Origin of the sequence: Rhizobium sp. PRIMUS64 (genome assembly GCF_023006465.1) — a bacterium.
Classification (GTDB): domain Bacteria; phylum Pseudomonadota; class Alphaproteobacteria; order Rhizobiales; family Rhizobiaceae; genus Rhizobium; species Rhizobium leguminosarum.
In genome coordinates this window covers 85528-105624 of the sequence record NZ_JALBGX010000010.1, presented here as the reverse complement: position 1 = coordinate 105624, position 20097 = coordinate 85528, and the positions used below count along the sequence as shown (strand labels likewise).

The following is a 20097-nucleotide window of genomic DNA, read 5'->3' as shown; positions in this document are numbered from 1 at the left end:
GAACCGCAGCCCGGCGCCGGTGACGCGGTCGGCGCGCTCCAGCGCTTCGACATTGCCGACGATCACGAAATCACGGCGCTCTTCCCTCGGAAGGGCTGCCAAGGCCTTGACGATCACCTCGGGGCCGACGCCGGCCGGATCGCCGAGCGTCACGGCGACTTTCGCATTCCTGTCCATCGATCGAGTCCCTTCTAAAAAACCTTACCGCTTAAAAGGCAGCCGCGTAAATCGCGCGAATGTCGGCGCGAGAGAGATCTCGCGGATTGTTATCGAGCAGACGGCGAATGGCAAAGGCGTCGTCGGCCATGGCGTCGAGATCGGTTTCCGGCACGCCGAGGCCGGAAAGCTTCATCTCGATGCCGAGTTCGGCGCAGAAGGCGTAAGCCGCATCGAAGACGGAGGTGATGTTCCCGGAGATTTCACGCCCAAGCGCTTCCATCACCGCCTTGGTTTTCTGAGGCGCGGACGGTGTATTGAAGGCGAGAACATGCGGAAAAATCAGCGCATTGGCCGCGCCATGGGCCACATGCCAGCGCGTGCCGAGGGGATAGGCAAGCGCATGGCCGCCGGCGGTATTGACCGGGCCGAGGCAGAAACCGCCGTAGAGGGAGGCGAGCGAGAGGCCGGCGCGTGCTTCGGCGTCGTTGCCGTCCTTGACGGCGCGGGCGAGATATTTGCCGACGAGGCGCGTTCCCTCGATCGCATAGATGTCGACCATCGGATGGGCCTTGCGGTTGGTGAAGGCCTCGACGCAATGGGCCATGGCATCGACGCCGGTTGCCGCCGTCGTGCGGGCAGGGACGCTGAAGGTCAGTGCCGGATCGATGACGGCGATGTCTGCCAACATATGCAGGCTTTCCACCGCAAGCTTTGCCATCGTCGCGGGGTCGGTGACGAGCGCGCGAATGCCGGCCTCGCTGCCGGTGCCCGATGTCGTTGGCAGCTGGGCGAGCGCCACCTTGCGCGGCCCGTGCACCTTGTTCGGACCGACGACCTCGTGCAGCGTCTGGGTGGAGCCGGCAAGCACTGCCGCAAGTTTTGCCAGATCCATGGCGCTGCCACCGCCGAAGCCGACGATCAGTTCGGCCTCGGCGGCGTTTGCCGCCGCCAGGACTTTTTCGAGATTGGCTGTATCCGGTTCGGGCGTCACGTCGGCAAAGACCGTAACCTCGCCCTTCAGCTCCAGCACGTCGATGCGCGAAGCGTTGAAGGCATCGGAGATAACGAGCGTGCGCCGATAGCCCTTTTCATCAGCCCATTTGCCCAGCTTTCCCGCCGTGCCGACGCCGAATTCGATCCGATGCGGCCGAACTATCGTGATTGGCGAATCCAAGCTGGCCATGAACCAGTCCTCCCTGCAAGATCTTGCGGCAATATCCTCGCCTTCTTTAATGTAAAGTTGTAAGATCAATGTCAAGCCAGCATTCCAAAGGGCGGAATTTTTTATCTTTCGATGCGCGATCTTGTCGCGCTTCAGGCTAGCGTAGACATGCAACTATCGATAGGAATATCAATGTGTTATAAGAACTGCATTGAATGAAAACAGCATTCCAGGCACGGCTGGCCATCATCTTGCGACGGCGGCGAATAATCCGATCTTGTTGTCAATTTCTGCCGCCAGTCAACCCTCAGCCGTTGCCATCCTGCATCTTGCCGCATGCGGTCGGACGCAGGTTTACAATTTTCCGGCTGCCGTATTGCTCAGGGCAGGGATTGCGTGGCGAGGCTGATATATTTGATGGCGCGCCGGTAATAGGTGTAGGCGATATGGAGCGTGCCGTCGCCGCCCTGGACTATCGAGGGGTAGGAGAATTCGCGGTTCAGCGAATCCTTCGAATTGTTGCTCAGGCAGAGCCCGTCGCCGGTATCGAGATCCACGCGATGCGGAAAGCTCTTGCCCCCATCCCTTGATATCGCAAGGCTCAGCGGCGCACGCGGAACACCCCAGACGGCCTTGCGGAGGTTGCCCGCAACAACAGCGGTCACTTCAGCTTCGCCGCCCTCGATTTCGTCATAGAGGGACTGGCGCCGCGCATCCGACATGGCGGCATTCGAATGGTTGTAAACCATTGCGATTGCTCCGTCATTCAGGATTGCGGCCTGGATCGAGGAGTTGTTGTTCGGCAGGTCAGCGGCCTCGGGTGCGCTCCAGGTCTCGCCGCCGTCGGATGATCGGCTGGACAGGATGTTTTCGGCGAAACGATTGCGGTAGAAGGCGATCATCTCGTCGCCGCCAAGCGGCAGGATGTTCATGTGCACGGCGCCGAGACTGTCCGGAATATCCCGCATCTGCCAGCTCGCGCCGCTATCACGCGACATCAGCACGGCTGCCGTATCGGCATCGCCGCTCCAGCGCTGGCCGTTCAGGCCGACGCAGCGGAAGACCGGAAGCAGCCAGTCGCCCCGACCGTTCACGACGATCTGCTGGCGAACGAAGGTGCCAGGGCTGTCGCAGAGGATTTGGACCGGGCCGAAGGTCTGGCCGCCATCGCTTGAAATCCGGCATTTGACAACAGAACCGTCCTGATTTCCGGAAGTCTGCGAGGTATAGAGCAACCATACTTTTCCGTCCGGAGCGTTGAAAATCAACGGGTTCTGTTCGGATTTCTCCGGGTCGTCGCTCATCTTTTCAGGTTCCGACCAGCGCTCGGAGCCAAGTGTCAGCCGCGACATGTAAATCGAAATGTCGCCCATGCCCTCCATCGTGCCGCCGAACCAGACGCAGGTCAGCGTGCCGTCGGGCAGAAAGGCGAGATTTGCGGCATGGTTCTGGATGCAGGGGGAGGGCAGATAGGCCTCCGCGCGACCCTCGACAGTGGGGTGCGGGGTGATGGCCCCGGTCATCAGGGCCGGAACGGCTTCCGGAGGCAGGCCGGTGAAGTTCATGGCGGATCTCCTCAAGGCAGCTTGGCATAGCTTTCGGCGAGCGCGGCATAGTCAGCATCGCCGAGCGGCATCAACGGCGCGCGCGTGCGCTTCCACGCGGGATTGCCGGTCTTCAGCCCCACCATCGCCTTGATGGTCGGGATCTGGACGTAGGAATTGGAAAGCGTGCGATAGGCATTGATGCGGGCCTGTGCCGCCTCGACGTCGGCGGCGCGCGCCTCGTCATGGACGTGGTCGTAGACGGTGCGCAACGAATTCGCCACGAGATTGGAGGTTGCGGTGATGCAGCCGGCGCCGCCCGCTTTCAGCAGCGGCAGCAACAGCGGGTCGGCGCCCGCCAGCACCGAAAAACCGGGATAGGCGCCGATGATCGCCTGCATGTTGTTGAAATCGCCGGCAGATTCCTTGATGCCGACGACCGTTTCCGGGAACGCCGCAATCAGCCGTCCGATCAGCGGAATGGACAGCGGCACGCCTGAGACCTGCGGAATATGATAGAGGATGACCTGCAGCCGCGTGTCGGCCACCTTATCCAGCACCTGCGAATAGGCGGCGAAGAGACCGTCGTCAGAGACGCCCTTGTAGTAGAAGGGCGGCAGCATCACCACCTTGGTGACGCCAAGCGACAGCGCGTGCCGGGTCAGTTCCACGGTCTCGGGAATGGCGACGACGCCCGTGCCTGGCAGAAGCCTGTCAGCAGGAATGCCGGCCTCAAGTGCTGCTTCCAGAATGGCGCGGCGCTCGGCTCCGGAGAAGGAATTGGCCTCGCCCGTGGTTCCGAGCAGCGCCACGCCGTGGCATCCCTCGGCCAGCAACTGCCGGCAGTGATCGGTGAATAGTGCGAAATCCGGCCTGTTGTCCGCCGTCAGTGGCGTTGCGGAGGCGCTGAAAACGCCTGTAATCCTGTGATGGCTCATTTCGCCCTCCTCGGCGCGTCCTGTCTGGGGATCCGTGTTCGAACCGGCCGGCTGCGCATTCCAATTGTCATTCGTCTGTCGCGATGGAGTGCAAAGAACTTTTCCATCGCCGCGCTTTTGTCAAGAAGACAAAATGCTGTGATGGAGCTTCGAAAAGTTATCTATCTGTTATAACTTATATATTTTTAGAGGAAAATTTTGTTCGGATCGAAATTGCGATTTTTTGTTGACATATTTACAATAACGAGAGAACGATACGGAACGGATTGTGCTGCGCCTGGCAGGTGCAGGGAGAGCGCTGCCGAATTCACTCTGGGAGGAATGCCATGTCTGATCAATCGGATAAAACCAATATATCACGTCGTAACGCGCTGAAGCTCGGCCTTGCAGCCGGCGTCGGCCTCACCGTATTCGGGACGAATGCCCGCATCGTTATGGCCGATGAAGGCCAGGTCCTGAAGGTCGCAAATCCGGCCTTCGACCAGGACTGGTCGCCGCTGCGCGGCGGCGGCAGGACGTTCCGCTGGAATTCGATCTGGTGGGCATCGCCGATGTATTTCGACAGCCAAGGCAATATCAAGCCCTACGTCTTCACCAGCTGGGAATCGGCCGACAACACTGTCTGGACCTTCAAGCTCGACCCGAAGGCTGTCTTCTCCGACGGCAGCAAGATCACCTCGGCCGATGTCAAGGGGTCGTGGGAAGTCTCCTCGATGCCGAACACCAAGAACCAGCGCGCCGACCAGGTGCTGAGCAGGGTCAAGGGTTACGCCGAAATCGCCGCCGGCTCCGGCAACGAGCTCACAGGTGTCGCGACACCCGACGAGGGAACGGTCGTCGTGACGCTGGCTGCTGCAGACCCGATCTTCTTCATGCGCCTTGCAAACCACATCGCGCCGATCACCAAGGCGTCCCAGTCGCGCGGCAGCGACGGCGAGGAGATCATCGACTGGTACAAGCCTGACAGTAAGCCGGTCTTCTCCGGACCCTTCAAGTTGACGAGCCTCGATATCGATGCCGGCAAGCTTTCTTTCGAGCCGAATGAGAACTTCTTCGGACCGAAGCCAAAGCTTGCCCGTATTGATATCACCTCGATCGAGGACAATGTCACCGCGACCTCGCTCATCAAGTCGGGCGAGTTCAACGCCCATACCGAACTGATCACCTCGACCATCATTCAGGATCTCGGCCCGGAATTTTCCGCCGGCCCGCTGATCCCGACCAGCCAGCACTTCTGGTTCAACATCTCTCGTGCGCCGATGGACGATCCGAAGGTTCGCCAGGCACTGATCATGGCCGTCGATCGCGATGGCCTGTTCAAGGCTTCCTATCCCGACGGGCCGCATAAGAAGGCCGATCAGATCCTCAACTCGGTTCCAGGTGCGGAGAATTCCGGCTTCGAGCCTTATCCCTATGATCCGGCGGCTGCCAAGAAACTGCTTGCGGAATCGACCTACGGCGGTCCGGAGCGCCTGCCGAAGATCCTCTTCGTCGGCATCTCGGGGCCAGCCATTCAGGCTGCCGCCCAGTTCATTGCCGAGCAGTGGCGCCAGAATCTCGGCATCACTGCCGTCGACATGAAGCCGCAGCAGGACTCCTATGCCGGTCCGGATCAGAACTCGGTCCAGATCTTCCGCGACGACGTCGGCACACGCGTGCCGGATGCCGTCTCCTATCTGGCAGGCAGCATCGCCTCGACCTCGTCGAACGCCCAGAACAAGCTCGGCGGATACAAGAACGACAAGGTCGACAGTGCCCTTGCCGAAGCGACGACCAAGGCTGCGGATGATCCGCAGCGCATCGCTCTCGCGCAGGAAGCTCAGAAGGCGTTCCGCGAGGATTGGGCCTTCATTCCATGGTATTCTCAGGCGATGTCGCGCTGGGCCACCAAGGACGTCAAGGGCCTGGAAAAGAACCTTGACTGGCAGGTCGTCGAACCCTGGAACATTTCCATCGGTTGATCGGCGGAAACCGTCCCTGTCGGCGATAAACCGCGCGAAGGCCGCAAGGCCTTCGCGCAAGTTTCAAGAAGAAGAGATGCGATCGCAGCCAAAAGCGGGAACGCATCGAACAACAGGTGGGAGGTGGCCTTGCTGCGCTACGTGCTAACCCGATTTGCCATCTGGATTCCGTCCGTTCTCGTGGTGATGCTGGCGGTTTACGCGCTGGCCTTCTATGGCGCCGGCGATCCGATCAAGCTGATCTTCCTGCGCGCGCCGGGCGACGTTGCCTATAATCCGCAGCGCATCGAAGCCATTCGCGAAAGTGCCGGCCTCAACAAACCCTTCATCGTCCAGTTCGGCCTTTACATCTGGAACCTGCTACACGGCCAATTCGGCAACTCGCTGACATCGGGCCGTTCCGTCTGGGCGATGGTCTCGGCCGCCGCACCCGTCTCCTTCCAGCTTGCCCTCTGTTCCATCATCCTGACCGCCGTCGTCGCGATCCCGCTCGGCATGATCGCCGCGCTGAACCAGAATTCGCGCATCGACTATGCGATTTTAGGCTCCGCACTCTTCCTCTGGGCGATCCCGGCCTATGTCGCCGGTCCGCTGCTGATGGTCGGCCTCATCGTGCTGCTGCCGGGTGCGAGCGTGCCCTACGGCTGGGGCGGCATCCTCGATGTCCGTATCCTGCTGCCGCTGCTCGTTCTTTCCTTCCAGCCGATCGCGTTGATCGTTCGCCAGACGCGTGCCGCCGTCATCGAGGTGCTGTCGGAGGATTTCGTCCGGACCGCCCGCGCCAAGGGCGTGCCCGAGATCATCGTGGCGTTGCGCCATATCCTGCGGCCGGTGCTGACGCCTGTCGTCACGCAGCTCGGCCTGATCATGATCACCATCGTCAACGGCGCAATCTTCGTCGAACTCGTCTTCGGCCTGCCGGGCCTCGGCCGGTTGACGGTCCAGGCGCTGATCAATTCCGATTATCCCGTCATTCTGGCGATCACGCTGATCGGATCGTTCCTGGTGATGGTCTCGAACCTCCTGGTGGATGTGCTCTATCCGCTGCTCGATCCACGCGCCAATGATTCAAGAAGGAGCCGCTGACCATGTCCGCCATCCCTCTTTCCACCATCGAAACCGTCGAAGAGCCGGTCAGCCTGTGGCGCGACGCCTGGTATCGGTTGAAGCGCAACCGGCTCGCCATCTTCGGCCTTGTCGTCGTCGTGATCCTCGCCTTCACGGCGATCTTCGGGCCTTACCTCACTCCCTATGATTATCTGAGCCAGGATCTCAACGCCCGCAACGTCCTGCCGTCGATGAGCCACCTCTTCGGAACCGACGATCTCGGCCGCGACGTCTTCAGCCGTGTGGTCTTCGGCACGCGCACCGCTTTCCTCGTCGCCGTCATCGTCACCGTCTTTGCCGTGCTGATCGGTCTCGTGCTCGGTGCCGTCGCCGGTTTCTTCGGCAATCCGTTCGATCGCGCCATCATGTGGCTGACCGACGTGACGATGTCGGTTCCCAACCTGCTGCTCGTCGTCGTCATCAACGCGTCGTTGAAGGCACCAATCAGCAAATGGATGGAGGCGCGTTACCTCGCGACCCTCAATCCCTTCTACCGCGAAACTATGTGGGTGGATTTCATTCTCGTCTTCGGGTCGATGGCGCTGATCTCCTGGCCGCCTTACGCCCGTCTCGTCCGCGCCCAGGTGCTGTCGATCCGCAGCCGGCCCTATATCACCGCGGCCCAGGCGCTCGGCCTGTCGAACTGGATCATCATCAAGCGTTATGTCATTCCGAACGCGCTGGGGCCCTTGATCGTCTCGGTCAGCGCCGGTCTCGGTACGGCGATGGTGCTGGAAAGTGCTTTCAGCTTCCTTGGCGTCGGGGTCAATCCGCCGACGCCGAGCTGGGGCAACATGATCTCAGACGGCCTGCGTGTTTGGCAACACTATCCCCACCTTCTCGCCGCTCCGGCGGCCGTGCTCGGCCTTGCCTCGGTTGCCTTCAGCTTCCTTGGCGACGGTCTCAACGACGCGCTCAATCCGCGGGGCAGCAAATGATGGACACGAAAAACACCAACCGCCTGCTCGATGTCAGGGGCCTCACAGTCGAAATCGATGGCCGCAACGGCCCCGCCATCGTCGTCGACGGCATCGATCTCCATGTCGACAGGGGCGAGACCCTTGGCGTCGTCGGTGAGTCCGGCTGCGGCAAGAGCCTGACGATGCTGAGCCTGATGCGGCTCCTGCCAAACAAGATCAAAGTCACCAAGGGATCGGCCACATTCGACGGCCGCGACCTGCAGACGATGTCGAATAGAGAGCTGCGCAAGGTGCGCGGCGGCGAGATCGGCTTCGTCTTCCAGGATCCGATGACCTCGCTCAATCCGGTGATGCGCGTCGGTGACCAAATCTGCGAGCCGCTGATCTATCACCGCGGAATGAAAAAGGCGGAGGCCCGCAGACGTGCGGTTGAGCTTCTGCGCCTTGTCGGTATTCCTGGCCCGGAAGAGCGCCTGCAGGCCTATCCACACGAACTTTCCGGCGGCATGCGCCAGCGCGTGATGATCGCAATCGGCCTTGCCTGCAATCCGAAGCTTTTGATTGCCGACGAGCCGACGACGGCGCTCGACGTCACCATTCAGGCGCAGATCGTCGATCTGGTGAAGGATCTCAGGACCAAGCTCGGCATGTCGGTCGTCTGGATCACCCATGACCTGGCGCTGATCGCCGGCCTCGTCGATCGCGTCGCCGTGCTTTATGCCGGCACGGTGGTCGAAGATGCGCCGGTCGACGAGCTCTATGCCCGCCCGAGCCATCCCTATACGCGCGGCCTGCTGTCATCGATCCCGAAGCTCTCGGACCCGCCGGCAAGCCGGCTGAGCTCGATCGGCGGTACGCCGCCGGAGCCTGGCCGCCGGCCGAAGGGCTGTCCGTTTGCGCCGCGTTGTCCGCTTGCCGAAAACATCTGCCACGAAAAGGTGCCGCAGCTCGAACCGCTGAGCGGCAGCAGCAATCACCGCGCTGCCTGTTTCGTCGTCCAGAGAATGCAGGAGGCCGCATGATGGGTGCTCAACCGCTGCTCAAGGTCGAAAACCTAGTCAAGCATTTCCACGTCAAGCTCGGCGCCTTTGGTGAGCGTTCGGCGACCGTCTATGCGCTCGACAATGTCAATCTCGACATCATGGAAGGCGAGACGCTGGGCCTGGTCGGCGAATCCGGCTGCGGCAAGTCGACGACCGGTTTTACCATTCTCAACCTCTACAAGGCGACCAGCGGCAAGGTCGTCTACAAGGGCCAGGATCTCGCGACGCTCGATGAAAAACAGATGCGGCCCTTCCGCCGTGACCTCCAAATCGTCTTCCAGGACCCGTATTCGACACTCAATCCGCGCATGACGGTGGGCGAGGCGATCGGCGAGCCGATCCTCTTCCACAAGCTTTGCACCAAGGCGGAACTGAAGGAGAGGGTGGCGACGCTGCTCACCGATGTCGGCCTGTCCACGCGGTTTGCCCAGCGTTACCCGCACGAGCTTTCCGGCGGACAGCGCCAGCGCGTCGTCATTGCCCGCGCGCTCGCCTGCCAGCCGAAATTCATCGTCTGCGACGAGGCGATTTCGGCGCTCGACGTGTCGATCCAGGCACAGATCATCAACTTGCTGCTCGATCTGCAGGAAAAATACGGGCTGACCTATCTCTTCATCGCCCATGATCTCGCCGTCGTGCGCCATATCAGCACCCGTGTCGGCGTCATGTATCTCGGGCGGCTCGCTGAACTTGCCACCCGCGAGGAACTCTTCGACAATCCGCTGCATCCCTATACCAGGGCGCTGCTGTCGGCCGTTCCGGAGACCGATCCCGAGCATGAGCGCACACGTCAGCGCCAGATCCTGCAGGGTGACGTGCCGAGCCCGCTGAACCCGCCGTCGGGCTGCCGTTTCCACACGCGCTGCCCAATCGCCATGGATGTCTGCAGCAAGGTCATTCCCGCGTGGAAGGAGGCGAAGCCCGGCCATCTCGTCGCCTGTCACGCCGTCAACACCGGACAGACCGCATGACGCTGAAGGCCGTTATCGTCGCCGATGATCTGACGGGTGCGCTCGATACCGGAACGCCCTTCGTCGAAGCCGGCCTTTCGGTTGCGGTCGCCGTCGATGTCGAGGCCGCAGAGGATGCGATCGCCACTGGCTGTGACGTTGTTGTTATCAATACCGCCTCTCGCGCGCTCGGCGAACCGGAAGCTGCCGAGAGGGTCCGCTTCGCGACCGCGGCACTTCATGGCGTGAAGCCCGCGGTCGTGATGAAGAAGATCGACTCGCGGCTGAAGGGCAATGTCGCGGCGGAAAGCCTAGCGCTGGCCGATGCGCTCGGCCTGGAGACTATCCTCGTGGCGCCCGCTATTCCCGATCAGGAGCGTGTGACCTGTAGAGGCTGCGTCGTCGGCCGCGGCGTCGACAAGCCACTGCCGATCGCCGATCTGTTCGAGGGCCGTGCGGGCAATGTTGCCGTTGCCGATGCGGAGGACGATAGTGATCTCGACCAGATCGTTGCCGATCATGACTGGCGGCTGACGCTTGCGGTCGGCGCACGGGGTCTGGGTTCCGCACTTGCCCGTCAACTCGGCGAGACGGGGCGGCAATCGGTGCCGGAGTTTGCGGCGACCCGGCGTACCCTGTTCGCCTTTGGCTCGCGCGACCCGATTACCGCTACCCAAATGGACCGGCTCGAAGCCTCGGGCGTTCTGCGTATGGTGGTTGACGCGCCGATGGGGCAGGTCGAAGGCGGGGAGGGCATGGCGCTGCCGGCGTTGCTGCGCTGCACCGGCGATATGGCAACCGATGCAACACTTGTCGCCCGCCATTTTGCGGCTGGCGTCAAAACGGCCATCGACGATACGAGGCCTGACATGCTGATGGTCGGAGGCGGCGATACAGCGCTTGCCGTTTTCCAGGCGCTTGATGTCAGGGTGCTGGTGCCGAAGGGCGAAATCGAAGCTGGCGTGCCGTGGTTCGAAGTCACGGCAGCCGACGGGCGGCATTTTCGGTGCGCCGTGAAGTCGGGGGGCTTCGGCAATCCCGATAGTTTGCTAAGACTGGTTCTTTGGAATCGGGCGGCATAGTAAGATACCGCCGGGGAGAATGACGTGGCTGAAGTGAATGGCGAATCTTTGAACGCGGAAGCCGGCCCACCGGGCAAGCCCGAACGCGGCAAGGCCGTCAAGCTGGTCGATCGCGTCTTCGACCAGTTGCTCGAGCGTATCCGCGGCGGAAATTATCCGCCGGATTCCCGCCTTCCCGGCGAGCATGAGCTTGCCTCGATGCTGGGTGTGTCGCGGCCGATCGTCCGCGATGCGCTGGCGCGCCTGCGCGATCAGGGCATGGTCTATGCCCGGCAGGGCGCTGGCACCTTCGTCAGTGCGCATGGATCGCCGACGACGCAGCTTGCCTATTCACCGGTCAAGACGATCGCCGACATCCAGCGCTGCTACGAGTTCCGCCTGACGATCGAGCCGGCGGCGGCCTATTTTGCCGCAAAACGCCGCAATGAGCAGGCCATTCAGAAGATCGCCAGCGCGCTTGCGGATCTGCGTGAGGCGACCAGCCACCAGCTTCATCGCACCGACGCCGATTTTCTCTTCCACCGCGCGGTGACGGAGGCTGCCAACAATCATTATTACACGGCCTCGATCGATGCGCTGAAGGCCCATATCGCAGTAGGCATGCATCTCCACGGTCTCTCTTTGCTCGGCCCTCGCCAAGGGTTGGAACAGGTCTACGAAGAGCACAACGCCATCTACAAGGCGATCGCCGATGGCCGGCCTGACGATGCACAAAGACTGATGAAGGCGCATCTCGAAGGCTCCCGGGACCGTCTGTTCGAGGGCAGGGTGCTCGACCTATCCTTCTGACGCGCATTCCAAGCGGCTATCAACTCAAAAATGGTAGAGAGTTCATGCCCTTAACTCTGGATGTCTCCTTCGTCGTCAATTGTCAGCCGGATTTCTGCTTCTTGATGATGCTGATGTTGCCGCTTACTTCGAGGATCGCAAATTTTATCTCCCCCACGCTCTCGATGCCTTCCTGGCTTCGAGCCGCTTGCATGACGTCTTCCTTCTGCAGCCGGGCGCCTCTGAGCGCGCGTTCGTCGTAGACGCCATCCGTCACCAGAATGGTTGGAACGCCATCGATGATATGAGCTGCGCGAGGCCACCACCTCTTCACGTAAGACAGGCCGATGTCGGTCGTAAACAGTGTGAGGATCAAGATGACGGCGTTGGTGATCGAGAAGTCATCGCCTAGCATCGCCTGCTGGGTGGTTTCGGAGATCACCAGCACGATCACCAGATCGAACGGTGTCATCTGGGCCAATGTCCGTCTTCCCGACAAGCGGATGATCACGAGCAGGGTGAAATAGATTGCCAGTCCGCGTAATACCGCATCCACCGTGCTGTCCTCATGGAAAGATGAAAGTGGATTGGGTGCGGGTCTCCCCGCCCATGCCAATGGTGGCGCGAAGAGGGCCGGGGAGTTGAGTTTGCAGACGGAAGACGATCTGCGTCGGCCCTGCCGGGTCGGCGGGGAACACGTAGCCTATCCGGCCCGCGCGCGCGAAGGTCGCTTTTTGGGGCGGGTCGACGCCTTGGATCGAAAAGGTTTGAAGAAAGGCGGGATCTATCGTGAATATCCTGTCTTCGGACGACGGCGTGAAGGTCACCGTCATATCCTCGGGAGCATTCCATCGGGAGATGACGGGAAAGTCCACGGACCCTTCGGGCAGTATGAGTGTTTGCCGCGAAAACGGACCGCCTCTTCCAAGCAGACCCAGCAAGCAGGTCAGCAGAAGAAGCGTGAAAACGATCCAGGAAAAACGTTGAACAGCCCAGAACCGTTGCTGAAATTCGCTATGATCGAGCACACCTTCCGGCAGCGTGGGCAATGCGTCTATCTTTCCGATTCCCCCTCCCTGTACGTCTTGCGGAGAGCTTGCCTCGGGGGCAACCGTTCCCGGCAATGAGGGGGCCGTCGCCGTATACATCGGATGGGAAGCGGTCCAGGCGTCTTCGCCGATCAAGGGAACGAAGAGTACCCCGCCGAGATCTTCTTCCTCGAATGCGGTGGCGCCGGTGCGCGTGAGGCGTTTCAGGCGCTGCCCATCACCGCGGCCGACCGGGATGATGAGCCGCCCTCCGAGCCCCAGTTGTTCCCTCAAGGCGGATGGCACCTCTGGTGCGCTCGCAGAAACAATAATGGCGTCGAAGGGGGCGGCTTCCGCCCAGCCCCTGCTGCCATCGCCCACGCGAACGTCAATGTTGCGGTATCCCAGTTTCTCGAACCGTTCCTTGGCCTCGAGCGCCAGTATTTCATGGCGCTCGATGGAGTAGACATGCCTGGCTATCCGGCTCAGAAGGGCTGAAGCGTAGCCGGAACCTGTTCCGACCTCGAGCACCGTGTCGCCGGCATCCAGTTTGGCCTTTTCGAGCATCAAAGCCACGATAAACGGCTGCGAGATTGTCTGGCCTTCGCCGATCGACAGGGGCGCATCCTCATAGGCGAATTCCTCGGAGCCCGGAGGAACGAATTTTTCGCGCGGCACCGTGCGCATCGCTTCGGTCACACTTGGATCGCGAATGCCACGACGCGTAACGTGGTGCTCCACCATGCGATCTCGGATGCGCGTCATGTCCATGGATCAGTTCCACTGTCGCCGACTGCACCTTGGAAAACTTCCGGGTGGTGCAGAATGTAAAACAAATGGGCGACCGGGGAGTTCCTGAGAGGCGCAGGTTTTCAGCAAAGACGTCCTCCACGAGTTCATGACCTTCAATGCCGGAATAAGCGGCGCTTTATTGGACTTCTCCCGGCATCAAGAATAACATTAGCGGAAACAAATATTGAAGCGATGTCACCGTAGATGGCTGAATTGCCCGTCCAACGCCGACTTGCCGCCATCGCTGTCGCCGATGTCGTCGGATACTCGCGGCTGATGGGTGCCGACGAGAATGGAACGCTGGCGGCACTGAGGCAGCTTCGGACTGAGATTCTCAACCCCACGGTGCGTGAACATGGCGGGCGCATCGTCAAGGTGATGGGCGACGGGGTGCTCGTGGAGTTCGCCAGTGCGGTGAACGCCGTCACCGCGGCGATCGAACTGCAGAACAAGATGGCGCAGGCCAATGAGCCAATGCCCGAGAACCGCCGCATCGTGCTGCGCATCGGCATCAATCTGGGCGACGTCATCGGGGATGGCAGCGATATCTATGGCGACGGCGTCAACATCGCCACGCGGCTGGAAGCACTGGCCGAGCCAGGCGGAGTTTGCATCTCGGGCAAGGTGTTCGACGACGTGCGGGACCGGGTGACCGTGCGGTTTCGCGACTTGGGAGAGAAAACACTCAAGAACATCGCTCGGCCGGTGCGCGCTTATGCTCTGAACACTGCGCCCGCGCCAGCGATCCCACCTGTCGCCCACGGGATGTTTCCGTCGCTCGCCGTCCTGCCGTTTGAAAACATGAGCGGTGACCCCGAACAGGAATACTTCGTCGACGGTATCGTCGAGGACATCATCACGGCCCTCAGCCGTTTCAAGTCGTTCGCGGTGATCGCCCGCAATTCGAGCTTCGTATACAAAGGCCATGCCGTCGACGTGCGACAGATAGCCAAGGAACTGGGTGTTCGCTACGTCCTTGAAGGAAGCGGCCGGCGAGCCGGCAACCGGCTGCGCATCAGCGCACAATTGGTGGATGGAATTTCAGGAGCGCACATATGGGCGGACAAGTTCGACGGGGCCTTCGAGGACGTGTTCGACGTACAGGATCGGATCACGGAAAGCGTGGTCGCGGTGGTCGAACCAAAAATCCAGCGAGCCGAAATCGATCGCTCACGTCGTGAGCGGCCCGAGAGCCTTGATGCATACGATCTCTATCTACAGGCATTGCCGGATGTGTTTGTCTCGCGGCCCGATGCCAATGCGCGTGCGATCGTGCTGCTGGAGCGGTCGATTGCCCTCGATCCGGGATTCGCACCCGCCCTGGCGATGACCGGTCAAGCCTATCTGTTGCGGGTAGCCATGCAGTTTCCCGGAGCGTCGAACGCCGATGCGGAACGTGCGCTAGCGGTGGCCCGGGCGGCACTGGCGATTGCCCGCGACGACGCGATGGTGCTGAGCTATGGCGCCTTCGTACTGATCCACATGAGGGGCGACTATCACACTGGGATTGCCTTGCTGCGGCGGGCGATCTCGGAAAATCCCAACAACGCGATGGTCCTGCAACAAGCGGGCGTCGGAGCGCTGTTGGGTGGCGATCTCGGCGAGGCCGCTGACTATCTGCAACGGGCGCTGCGGCTCAACCCGAATGAACTCGGGACGCATTGGCAGTTGACCGGCATGGCGCATATCCGTATGGCCGAAGGGCGCTACGAGGAGGCACTGGATTGGGCGATGCGCTCGCAAGCGGTCAATTCAGGGTACGACGCCAATCATTGGATGCTGATCGCCGCCAATGCTTACCTCGGACACATGGATGAAGCGCGCAAGCACCTTGCTGCGCTTGAGAGCATTTCGCCCGGCGTCAACCTCGCACGCATCCGTCGTGGCCAACATGCCATCGACCCGCACAGAATCGAAGTGCTAATCGAGGGCATGCGCATGGCCGGGATGCGCAAGTCTGGCGATTGAAGTCTGCTCTCCGAAAAATTGAACTCGAGAGAGAAGTATTGCTTACGGTTGAAAATGGAGCCTGCCTTGGCGACGCAGCAAAGTGGCATCAATGCATATTATGGAACCACAATATCTATTATGTTACAATGCCTTAAGCTCCGCCTTATCTTTCTGTAGCCGCAACTTTGTGGCCGCAAAGTCGAAATGTCCTGTTTCTGCAAAGTTGGAATATCGCACCCCGCGTTGAATGTCGCGGCCGGCCATCGAACAGCGGGACCGCCGCGCGATAGCCTCGGGTCTTCAAATCATGCCTGGAACTAGGTTAGATCAGCCTGTGTAAACGTGAACCGTGATCGCCATGATGCGCTTTCGTGAAAGTCAGGATATCAGCAAGAGTTGCACGACCTGGAAAGCTCTGAAACTCGCCGATGAACCACACCGACATCAGTTTCCCTTCCCTATCCCTTTCTTCAAAGATCAGAAAACATGCTCATGACTAATCCTACCAGCGTCTATTCGATGCCCGGAACGTGTTTTTTCGATCTGGCTCCTGCCGCGGGCGGCGAGCCCTATCGCATATTCCTTTCCATTCCGGCAGAGAGCCCGCCGGCGAAAGGATGGCCGCTTCTCGTTATGACCGACGGCAACGCCACTTTCCCCTTCGCGGTTGCCAGCTTGGTCACGCAGGCACCTTATCCCACGGGAACGAATGTCGGCTGGGGGGTGATCGCGGCGATCGGCTACCCGTGCGACGAGCCCTATGATCCGCTCCGCCGGTCTTGGGACCTGGGGCCTCCGCCGGTCAAATCCTATCCGCCCTTCGTTGAGGGCGGTCCGCCGGTTGTCATCGGAGGGACCGGTAAGCTGCTCGATTTCATCGAGAACGAGCTTATACCGCGCATTGCAGAGATGGTGATCCTGGATCCGATGCGCCGATCGCTTTTCGGACATTCCTTCGGTGGCCTCTTTACTCTCTATGGCCTGTTCGAGCGTCCAGGTCTGTTTGCCAATTGGATTGCGGCCAGCCCGACCATCTATTGGGAGAACAGCGAAATCCTCAAGAATGAGGCGCAACGTCAAGTCATACCGGGAAATGCACCCTTCCTGCATTTGTCTGCCGGAGAATACGAAGGCGATGAGCTGGCACCCTTCCAGTACCGGAACGAGGATGCCCCTGCGCGTCTGGAGAAGAGGAAGACGGAGCGGACTGTCCTCCTGGCGCGGGAGATGGCGGAGCGACTAGACGGGGCCGCCGACGGATTGCGTACCGAATTCGAGCTTTATGCCGGCGAGACCCACATGTCCGTTCTTGCGGCGGCCGTGAATCGCGCGGTGAGCATTGCGTTCGCCGTCCAGGGTTTGACCGACAGGGAAGCGAAAACGGAGAATTCGCGATCGGCTTGATGCTGATGGCGCTTCTGCGGCCAAATGCGCCGGCCGGACGGAAGGTTGGACAGTGTTCAGCCTCCGTGTGGGCAGCGTGTGGCTAAGCGCGGATGAGCCTTCGCTCCAGAAAACTCTGCATGTCGCGCCGTCCATCTACCACGCAGTAGACGACGACATCAGTGCCCATGATGCGAAAGATCATGCGCCACGGCTTATGGTGCAGTTCCCGATATTCGGAAATTCCGATCCCCGCCAATTCCTTCGGAATATTTCCGCGGGCGGGGAATTCTTCAAGCTCGGCGCAGGCGCTCTCGATGTCCGTCAGAATGCGCTCTGCCGTCTCGGCGCCGTCGCGACCGGCGATAAAGCGATAGAGATCTTCAATGTCGCGTTCCGCATCCTCGGCGAAAAGAACACGATATGGCATCAGGATTGGCTGTCCGCCAGACGTTTGCGGATGCGCGCAAAGGATTCCGCAGCAGGGCGCAGTTTACCCTCCTCGACTTGCCGGTTGGTGAGCGCCAGTACCTTCAGGAGCGCCAGTGTCTCCTGGGTTTCTTCATATTGGCCGACGTCCTGAAGGATGGCTTTCGCCTCCCCGTGAAGGGTAATGACGACCGGCTGCGGATTATCCTTCAATGTCCGAATGATCTCGGGCGCATGCGCCTTGAGATAGCTGATCGGCTTGACCTGTTCTGACAGCTTCATGCGGCTACTCCCTTTCGACCAGAATATAGACCATCAAGTGGTCGATTGAAAGAAGCCTTTCGGTGGCTGGGAGACACATTCCTAGCATCCGATTTTCCATCTTGGGTGCGGCCGCTTTTTTTCACTCAACGCGTTCGAAAGAGAATGTCATTTCTTATAATTGAGTTTGTCTACTGATTTTATAGACTAAACTTTGCAACCAAGGATCGGATCGTGGTGCCATGACCTACCTCCTCAGTCTTCTCGACAAAAGCCCGATCGAACAGGGGCTGACGGCCGCGGATGCGCTGCGGGCGACGGTAAAGATTGCCGGGCGGGCGGAGGAACTTGGTTATCACCGTTTCTGGGTCGCCGAGCATCATAATATGTCCAATCTGGCGAGCTCCGCGCCGGAGGCGCTGATCGCCTATCTTCTCGCCAGGACATCGAGGATCCGCATCGGCTCCGGCGGCGTCATGCTGCAGCACTACAGCGCCTATAAGGTTGCCGAGACCTTCAATCTTCTGGCATCGCTTGCGCCCGGCCGCGTCGATCTCGGTGTCGGCAAGGCGCCGGGCGGTTTTCCTCTGTCGACGCGCGCCCTGCAGCTTGCCGTCGATCCGGCCAGGAAGCCGGATTTCGCGAGCCAGCTTTCCGATCTCAACATCTATCTCGCTGCGGACCCGAATTACGACGGCGCGCAGGCAACGCCTTTCCCGCCGACTGCGCCTGAGCGTTTCCTGCTCGGCGCCAGCGTCGAAAGCGCCGAACTCGCTGCCGAGAAGGGCTGGGAACTCGTTTTCGCCGGTCACCTGAACGGCGATCCTGACAATCTGCGCAGGACCTTCGAGGCCTATGAGCGGGCATCCGGCGGCAAGCGCCCGATCCTGGCGCTCGCCGCCTTTGCCGCCGAAAGCGAGGACTATGCCCGCGAGCGCGTCGGCAATCTGCGCATCGTCAAGGTGTTCCTGCCGAACGGCCAGACCGTCAATGTCGGCAGCGAGGAGCAGGCGGCCGAATTTGCCCGCCAGGCCGGCGTCACCGATTACCGCATCGAGGAGAGGGTGCCGAGCGTGCTGCATGGCACGGCGGAGCAGATCCGCAAGGAGCTGGACGAACTTCACCGCCGCTATGGGGTCAAGGAGTTCGTGCTGGACACGCCGGCGCTTTCGGTTGCCGAGCGCCTGGCTTCCATCGAGCTGCTCGCCAAGGAGCGGCTTTCCCTCGTCGCCTGATCGTTTCCAAGGAGGATTGATCCCATGGCTCAGAAACACGTCACGTTCGGCATCATGCTGCAAGGTCCCGGCGGGCACATGAATGCCTGGAAACATCCAAGCGGACCGGCGGATGCCAGCGTCAATTTCGATTTCTTCGTCAAGACGGCGCGCAAGGCCGAGGCGGCCGGCATCGCTTTCGCCTTCGTCGCCGACGGGCTCTACATCAACGAGCAGTCCATTCCGCATTTCCTCAACCGGTTCGAGCCGATCGCCATTCTCTCGGCGCTCGCCGCCTCGACCTCGAAGATCGGCCTCGTCGGCACGGTCTCGACCTCCTACAGCGATCCCTTCACCATCGCCCGCCAGTTCGCTTCGATCGATCTCATCAGCGGCGGCAGGGCAGGGTGGAATGCGGTGACCTCGCCGCTCGAAGGCTCGGGGCGCAATTACAGCCGCCAACATCCCGAACACGAACTGCGCTACGAGATCGCCGAGGATTATATCGATGCGATCAAGGGCCTGTGGGATTCCTGGGACGACGACGCCTTCCTCCGCAATCGTGAGACCGGCGTCTTTGTCGACAAGACGAAGATGCATCGCCTCAACCACAAGGGCCGTTTCTTCCGAGTCGAGGGGCCGCTCAACATCGGCCGTTCCAAGCAGGGCCAACCCGTCGTTTTCCAGGCCGGCGCCTCGGATTCCGGCATCAGGCTCGCCGGCAAGCATGCCGACGCGGTCTTCACCAATGGCGGGCCGTTCGAAGAAGCACAGGCCTTCTACCGACAGCTCAAGGACAGCGTGATTGCCCATGGCCGCAGTGCCGCGGAAGTCGGTATCTATCCGGGTATCGGGCCGATCGTCGGTGCGACGCAGGAAGAGGCGGAAGCCAAGTATCAGGCGATCCGCAACCTCGTCACGACAGAGGAGGCACTGCTCTATCTCGGCCGCTTCTTCGATCATCATGATTTCAGTGTCTATCCGCTTGACGCGCCGTTCCCCGAACTCGGCGATATCGGCAGGAACAATTTCCGCGCCACCACCGACCGCATCAAGAAGACGGCGCGCGAGAAGGGCCTGACGCTCCGCCAGGTCGCGCTTGATTCCGCAACGCCGCGCACGCCCTTCATCGGCACGGCGGAGCATATCGCCGACGAGATCATCCGCTGGGTGGACCATGGTGCTGCCGACGGCTTCATCCTTGGTTTCCCTGTCATCGCCGAGGGCTTCGACGACTTCTCCAGATACGTTCTGCCGATCCTGACGCAGCGCGGCTATTTCGATCCCGTCCTGAAGGGCGAGACGCTGCGCGACCATCTGGGTCTGCCCTTCCGTGAAAGCCGCTACACGGCGGGCGCAGATCAGGTCGAGCGCGGAAAGGCTGTCGGCGCCTGAGGCGCCGACGA

18 protein-coding genes and 1 pseudogene are annotated in these 20097 nt (G+C 60.9%); 11 read left to right on the top strand and 8 right to left on the bottom strand.

Features of this window, described 5'->3' with window-relative positions:
* From MOV76_RS06795 to MOV76_RS06780, 4 genes and pseudogenes are all read right to left on the bottom strand, one after another.
* Positions 1-177, bottom strand: a pseudogene (locus MOV76_RS06795) (4-hydroxythreonine-4-phosphate dehydrogenase PdxA); the annotation flags it as partial.
* Between the two features lie 31 nt (positions 178-208).
* Positions 209-1342: an iron-containing alcohol dehydrogenase gene (locus MOV76_RS06790; protein WP_247264136.1), complete on the bottom strand. Its 1134-nt coding sequence runs from the start codon at positions 1340-1342 to the stop codon at positions 209-211.
* Positions 1343-1701: 359 nt separating this feature from the next.
* Entirely contained in the window at positions 1702-2886 is a 1185-nt protein-coding gene (locus MOV76_RS06785; RefSeq protein WP_247264135.1) for an exo-alpha-sialidase, read from the bottom strand.
* A gap of 11 nt (positions 2887-2897) precedes the next feature.
* Positions 2898-3803 (bottom strand): dihydrodipicolinate synthase family protein, encoded by a 906-nt coding sequence (locus tag MOV76_RS06780; protein WP_247264134.1) that lies wholly within the window; start codon positions 3801-3803, stop codon positions 2898-2900.
* Positions 3804-4129: 326 nt separating this feature from the next.
* On the opposite strand from MOV76_RS06780, the gene MOV76_RS06775 reads away from it, so the two are divergent.
* The 7 genes from MOV76_RS06775 to MOV76_RS06745 all read left to right on the top strand — a co-directional run bounded on the left by MOV76_RS06775 (position 4130) and on the right by MOV76_RS06745 (position 11655).
* Positions 4130-5764, top strand: coding sequence for an ABC transporter substrate-binding protein (locus MOV76_RS06775; protein WP_247264133.1), 1635 nt, complete (start codon positions 4130-4132; stop codon positions 5762-5764).
* 129 nt (positions 5765-5893) lie between these two features.
* Positions 5894-6850, top strand: coding sequence for an ABC transporter permease (locus MOV76_RS06770; RefSeq protein WP_003552254.1), 957 nt, complete (start codon positions 5894-5896; stop codon positions 6848-6850).
* 2 nt (positions 6851-6852) lie between these two features.
* The gene (locus MOV76_RS06765) at positions 6853-7809 is read left to right on the top strand and encodes an ABC transporter permease (protein ID WP_247264132.1); all 957 of its coding nucleotides are present in this window, start codon (positions 6853-6855) and stop codon (positions 7807-7809) included.
* Positions 7806-8813: an ABC transporter ATP-binding protein gene (locus MOV76_RS06760; RefSeq protein WP_018246675.1), complete on the top strand. Its 1008-nt coding sequence runs from the start codon at positions 7806-7808 to the stop codon at positions 8811-8813. Before MOV76_RS06765 ends, MOV76_RS06760 begins: the two co-directional genes overlap by 4 nt.
* Entirely contained in the window at positions 8813-9805 is a 993-nt protein-coding gene (locus MOV76_RS06755) for an oligopeptide/dipeptide ABC transporter ATP-binding protein (protein WP_309506094.1), read from the top strand. The genes MOV76_RS06760 and MOV76_RS06755 overlap by 1 nt, the downstream gene beginning before the upstream one ends.
* Complete coding sequence (locus MOV76_RS06750; RefSeq protein WP_247264130.1) at positions 9802-10866, top strand: four-carbon acid sugar kinase family protein; 1065 nt, start codon at positions 9802-9804, stop codon at positions 10864-10866. Before MOV76_RS06755 ends, MOV76_RS06750 begins: the two co-directional genes overlap by 4 nt.
* Positions 10867-10890: 24 nt before the next feature.
* Entirely contained in the window at positions 10891-11655 is a 765-nt protein-coding gene (locus tag MOV76_RS06745) for a FadR/GntR family transcriptional regulator (RefSeq protein WP_003549481.1), read from the top strand.
* An 82-nt stretch (positions 11656-11737) separates the two neighbouring features.
* Here MOV76_RS06745 and MOV76_RS06740 read toward each other — a convergent pair whose 3' ends face one another.
* Entirely contained in the window at positions 11738-12190 is a 453-nt protein-coding gene (locus tag MOV76_RS06740) for a DUF421 domain-containing protein (RefSeq protein ID WP_047620416.1), read from the bottom strand.
* Positions 12191-12200: 10 nt separating this feature from the next.
* Complete coding sequence (locus MOV76_RS06735) at positions 12201-13433, bottom strand: protein-L-isoaspartate(D-aspartate) O-methyltransferase (RefSeq protein ID WP_113542955.1); 1233 nt, start codon at positions 13431-13433, stop codon at positions 12201-12203.
* Positions 13434-13658: 225 nt separating this feature from the next.
* Here MOV76_RS06735 and MOV76_RS06730 point away from each other — a divergent pair, with 225 nt between their 5' ends.
* Both MOV76_RS06730 and MOV76_RS06725 read left to right on the top strand, forming a co-directional pair.
* Positions 13659-15422 carry an adenylate/guanylate cyclase domain-containing protein gene (locus tag MOV76_RS06730; RefSeq protein ID WP_113542954.1) on the top strand — a complete coding sequence of 588 codons (1764 nt, stop codon included), beginning with the start codon at positions 13659-13661 and terminating at the stop codon, positions 15420-15422.
* Between the two features lie 474 nt (positions 15423-15896).
* Positions 15897-16808, top strand: coding sequence for an alpha/beta hydrolase (locus MOV76_RS06725; protein WP_247264129.1), 912 nt, complete (start codon positions 15897-15899; stop codon positions 16806-16808).
* A gap of 82 nt (positions 16809-16890) precedes the next feature.
* Here the strand turns inward: MOV76_RS06725 and MOV76_RS06720 are convergent, their stop codons facing one another.
* Complete coding sequence (locus MOV76_RS06720; protein ID WP_028732312.1) at positions 16891-17217, bottom strand: type II toxin-antitoxin system RelE/ParE family toxin; 327 nt, start codon at positions 17215-17217, stop codon at positions 16891-16893.
* Complete coding sequence (locus MOV76_RS06715) at positions 17217-17498, bottom strand: type II toxin-antitoxin system Phd/YefM family antitoxin (RefSeq protein WP_003591561.1); 282 nt, start codon at positions 17496-17498, stop codon at positions 17217-17219. The genes MOV76_RS06720 and MOV76_RS06715 overlap by 1 nt, the downstream gene beginning before the upstream one ends.
* A gap of 221 nt (positions 17499-17719) precedes the next feature.
* Here MOV76_RS06715 and MOV76_RS06710 point away from each other — a divergent pair, with 221 nt between their 5' ends.
* Both MOV76_RS06710 and MOV76_RS06705 read left to right on the top strand, forming a co-directional pair.
* The gene (locus tag MOV76_RS06710; RefSeq protein WP_247264128.1) at positions 17720-18712 is read left to right on the top strand and encodes an LLM class flavin-dependent oxidoreductase; all 993 of its coding nucleotides are present in this window, start codon (positions 17720-17722) and stop codon (positions 18710-18712) included.
* Between the two features lie 24 nt (positions 18713-18736).
* Positions 18737-20086 (top strand): LLM class flavin-dependent oxidoreductase, encoded by a 1350-nt coding sequence (locus tag MOV76_RS06705; RefSeq protein WP_247264127.1) that lies wholly within the window; start codon positions 18737-18739, stop codon positions 20084-20086.
* Positions 20087-20097: the final 11 nt, after the last annotated feature.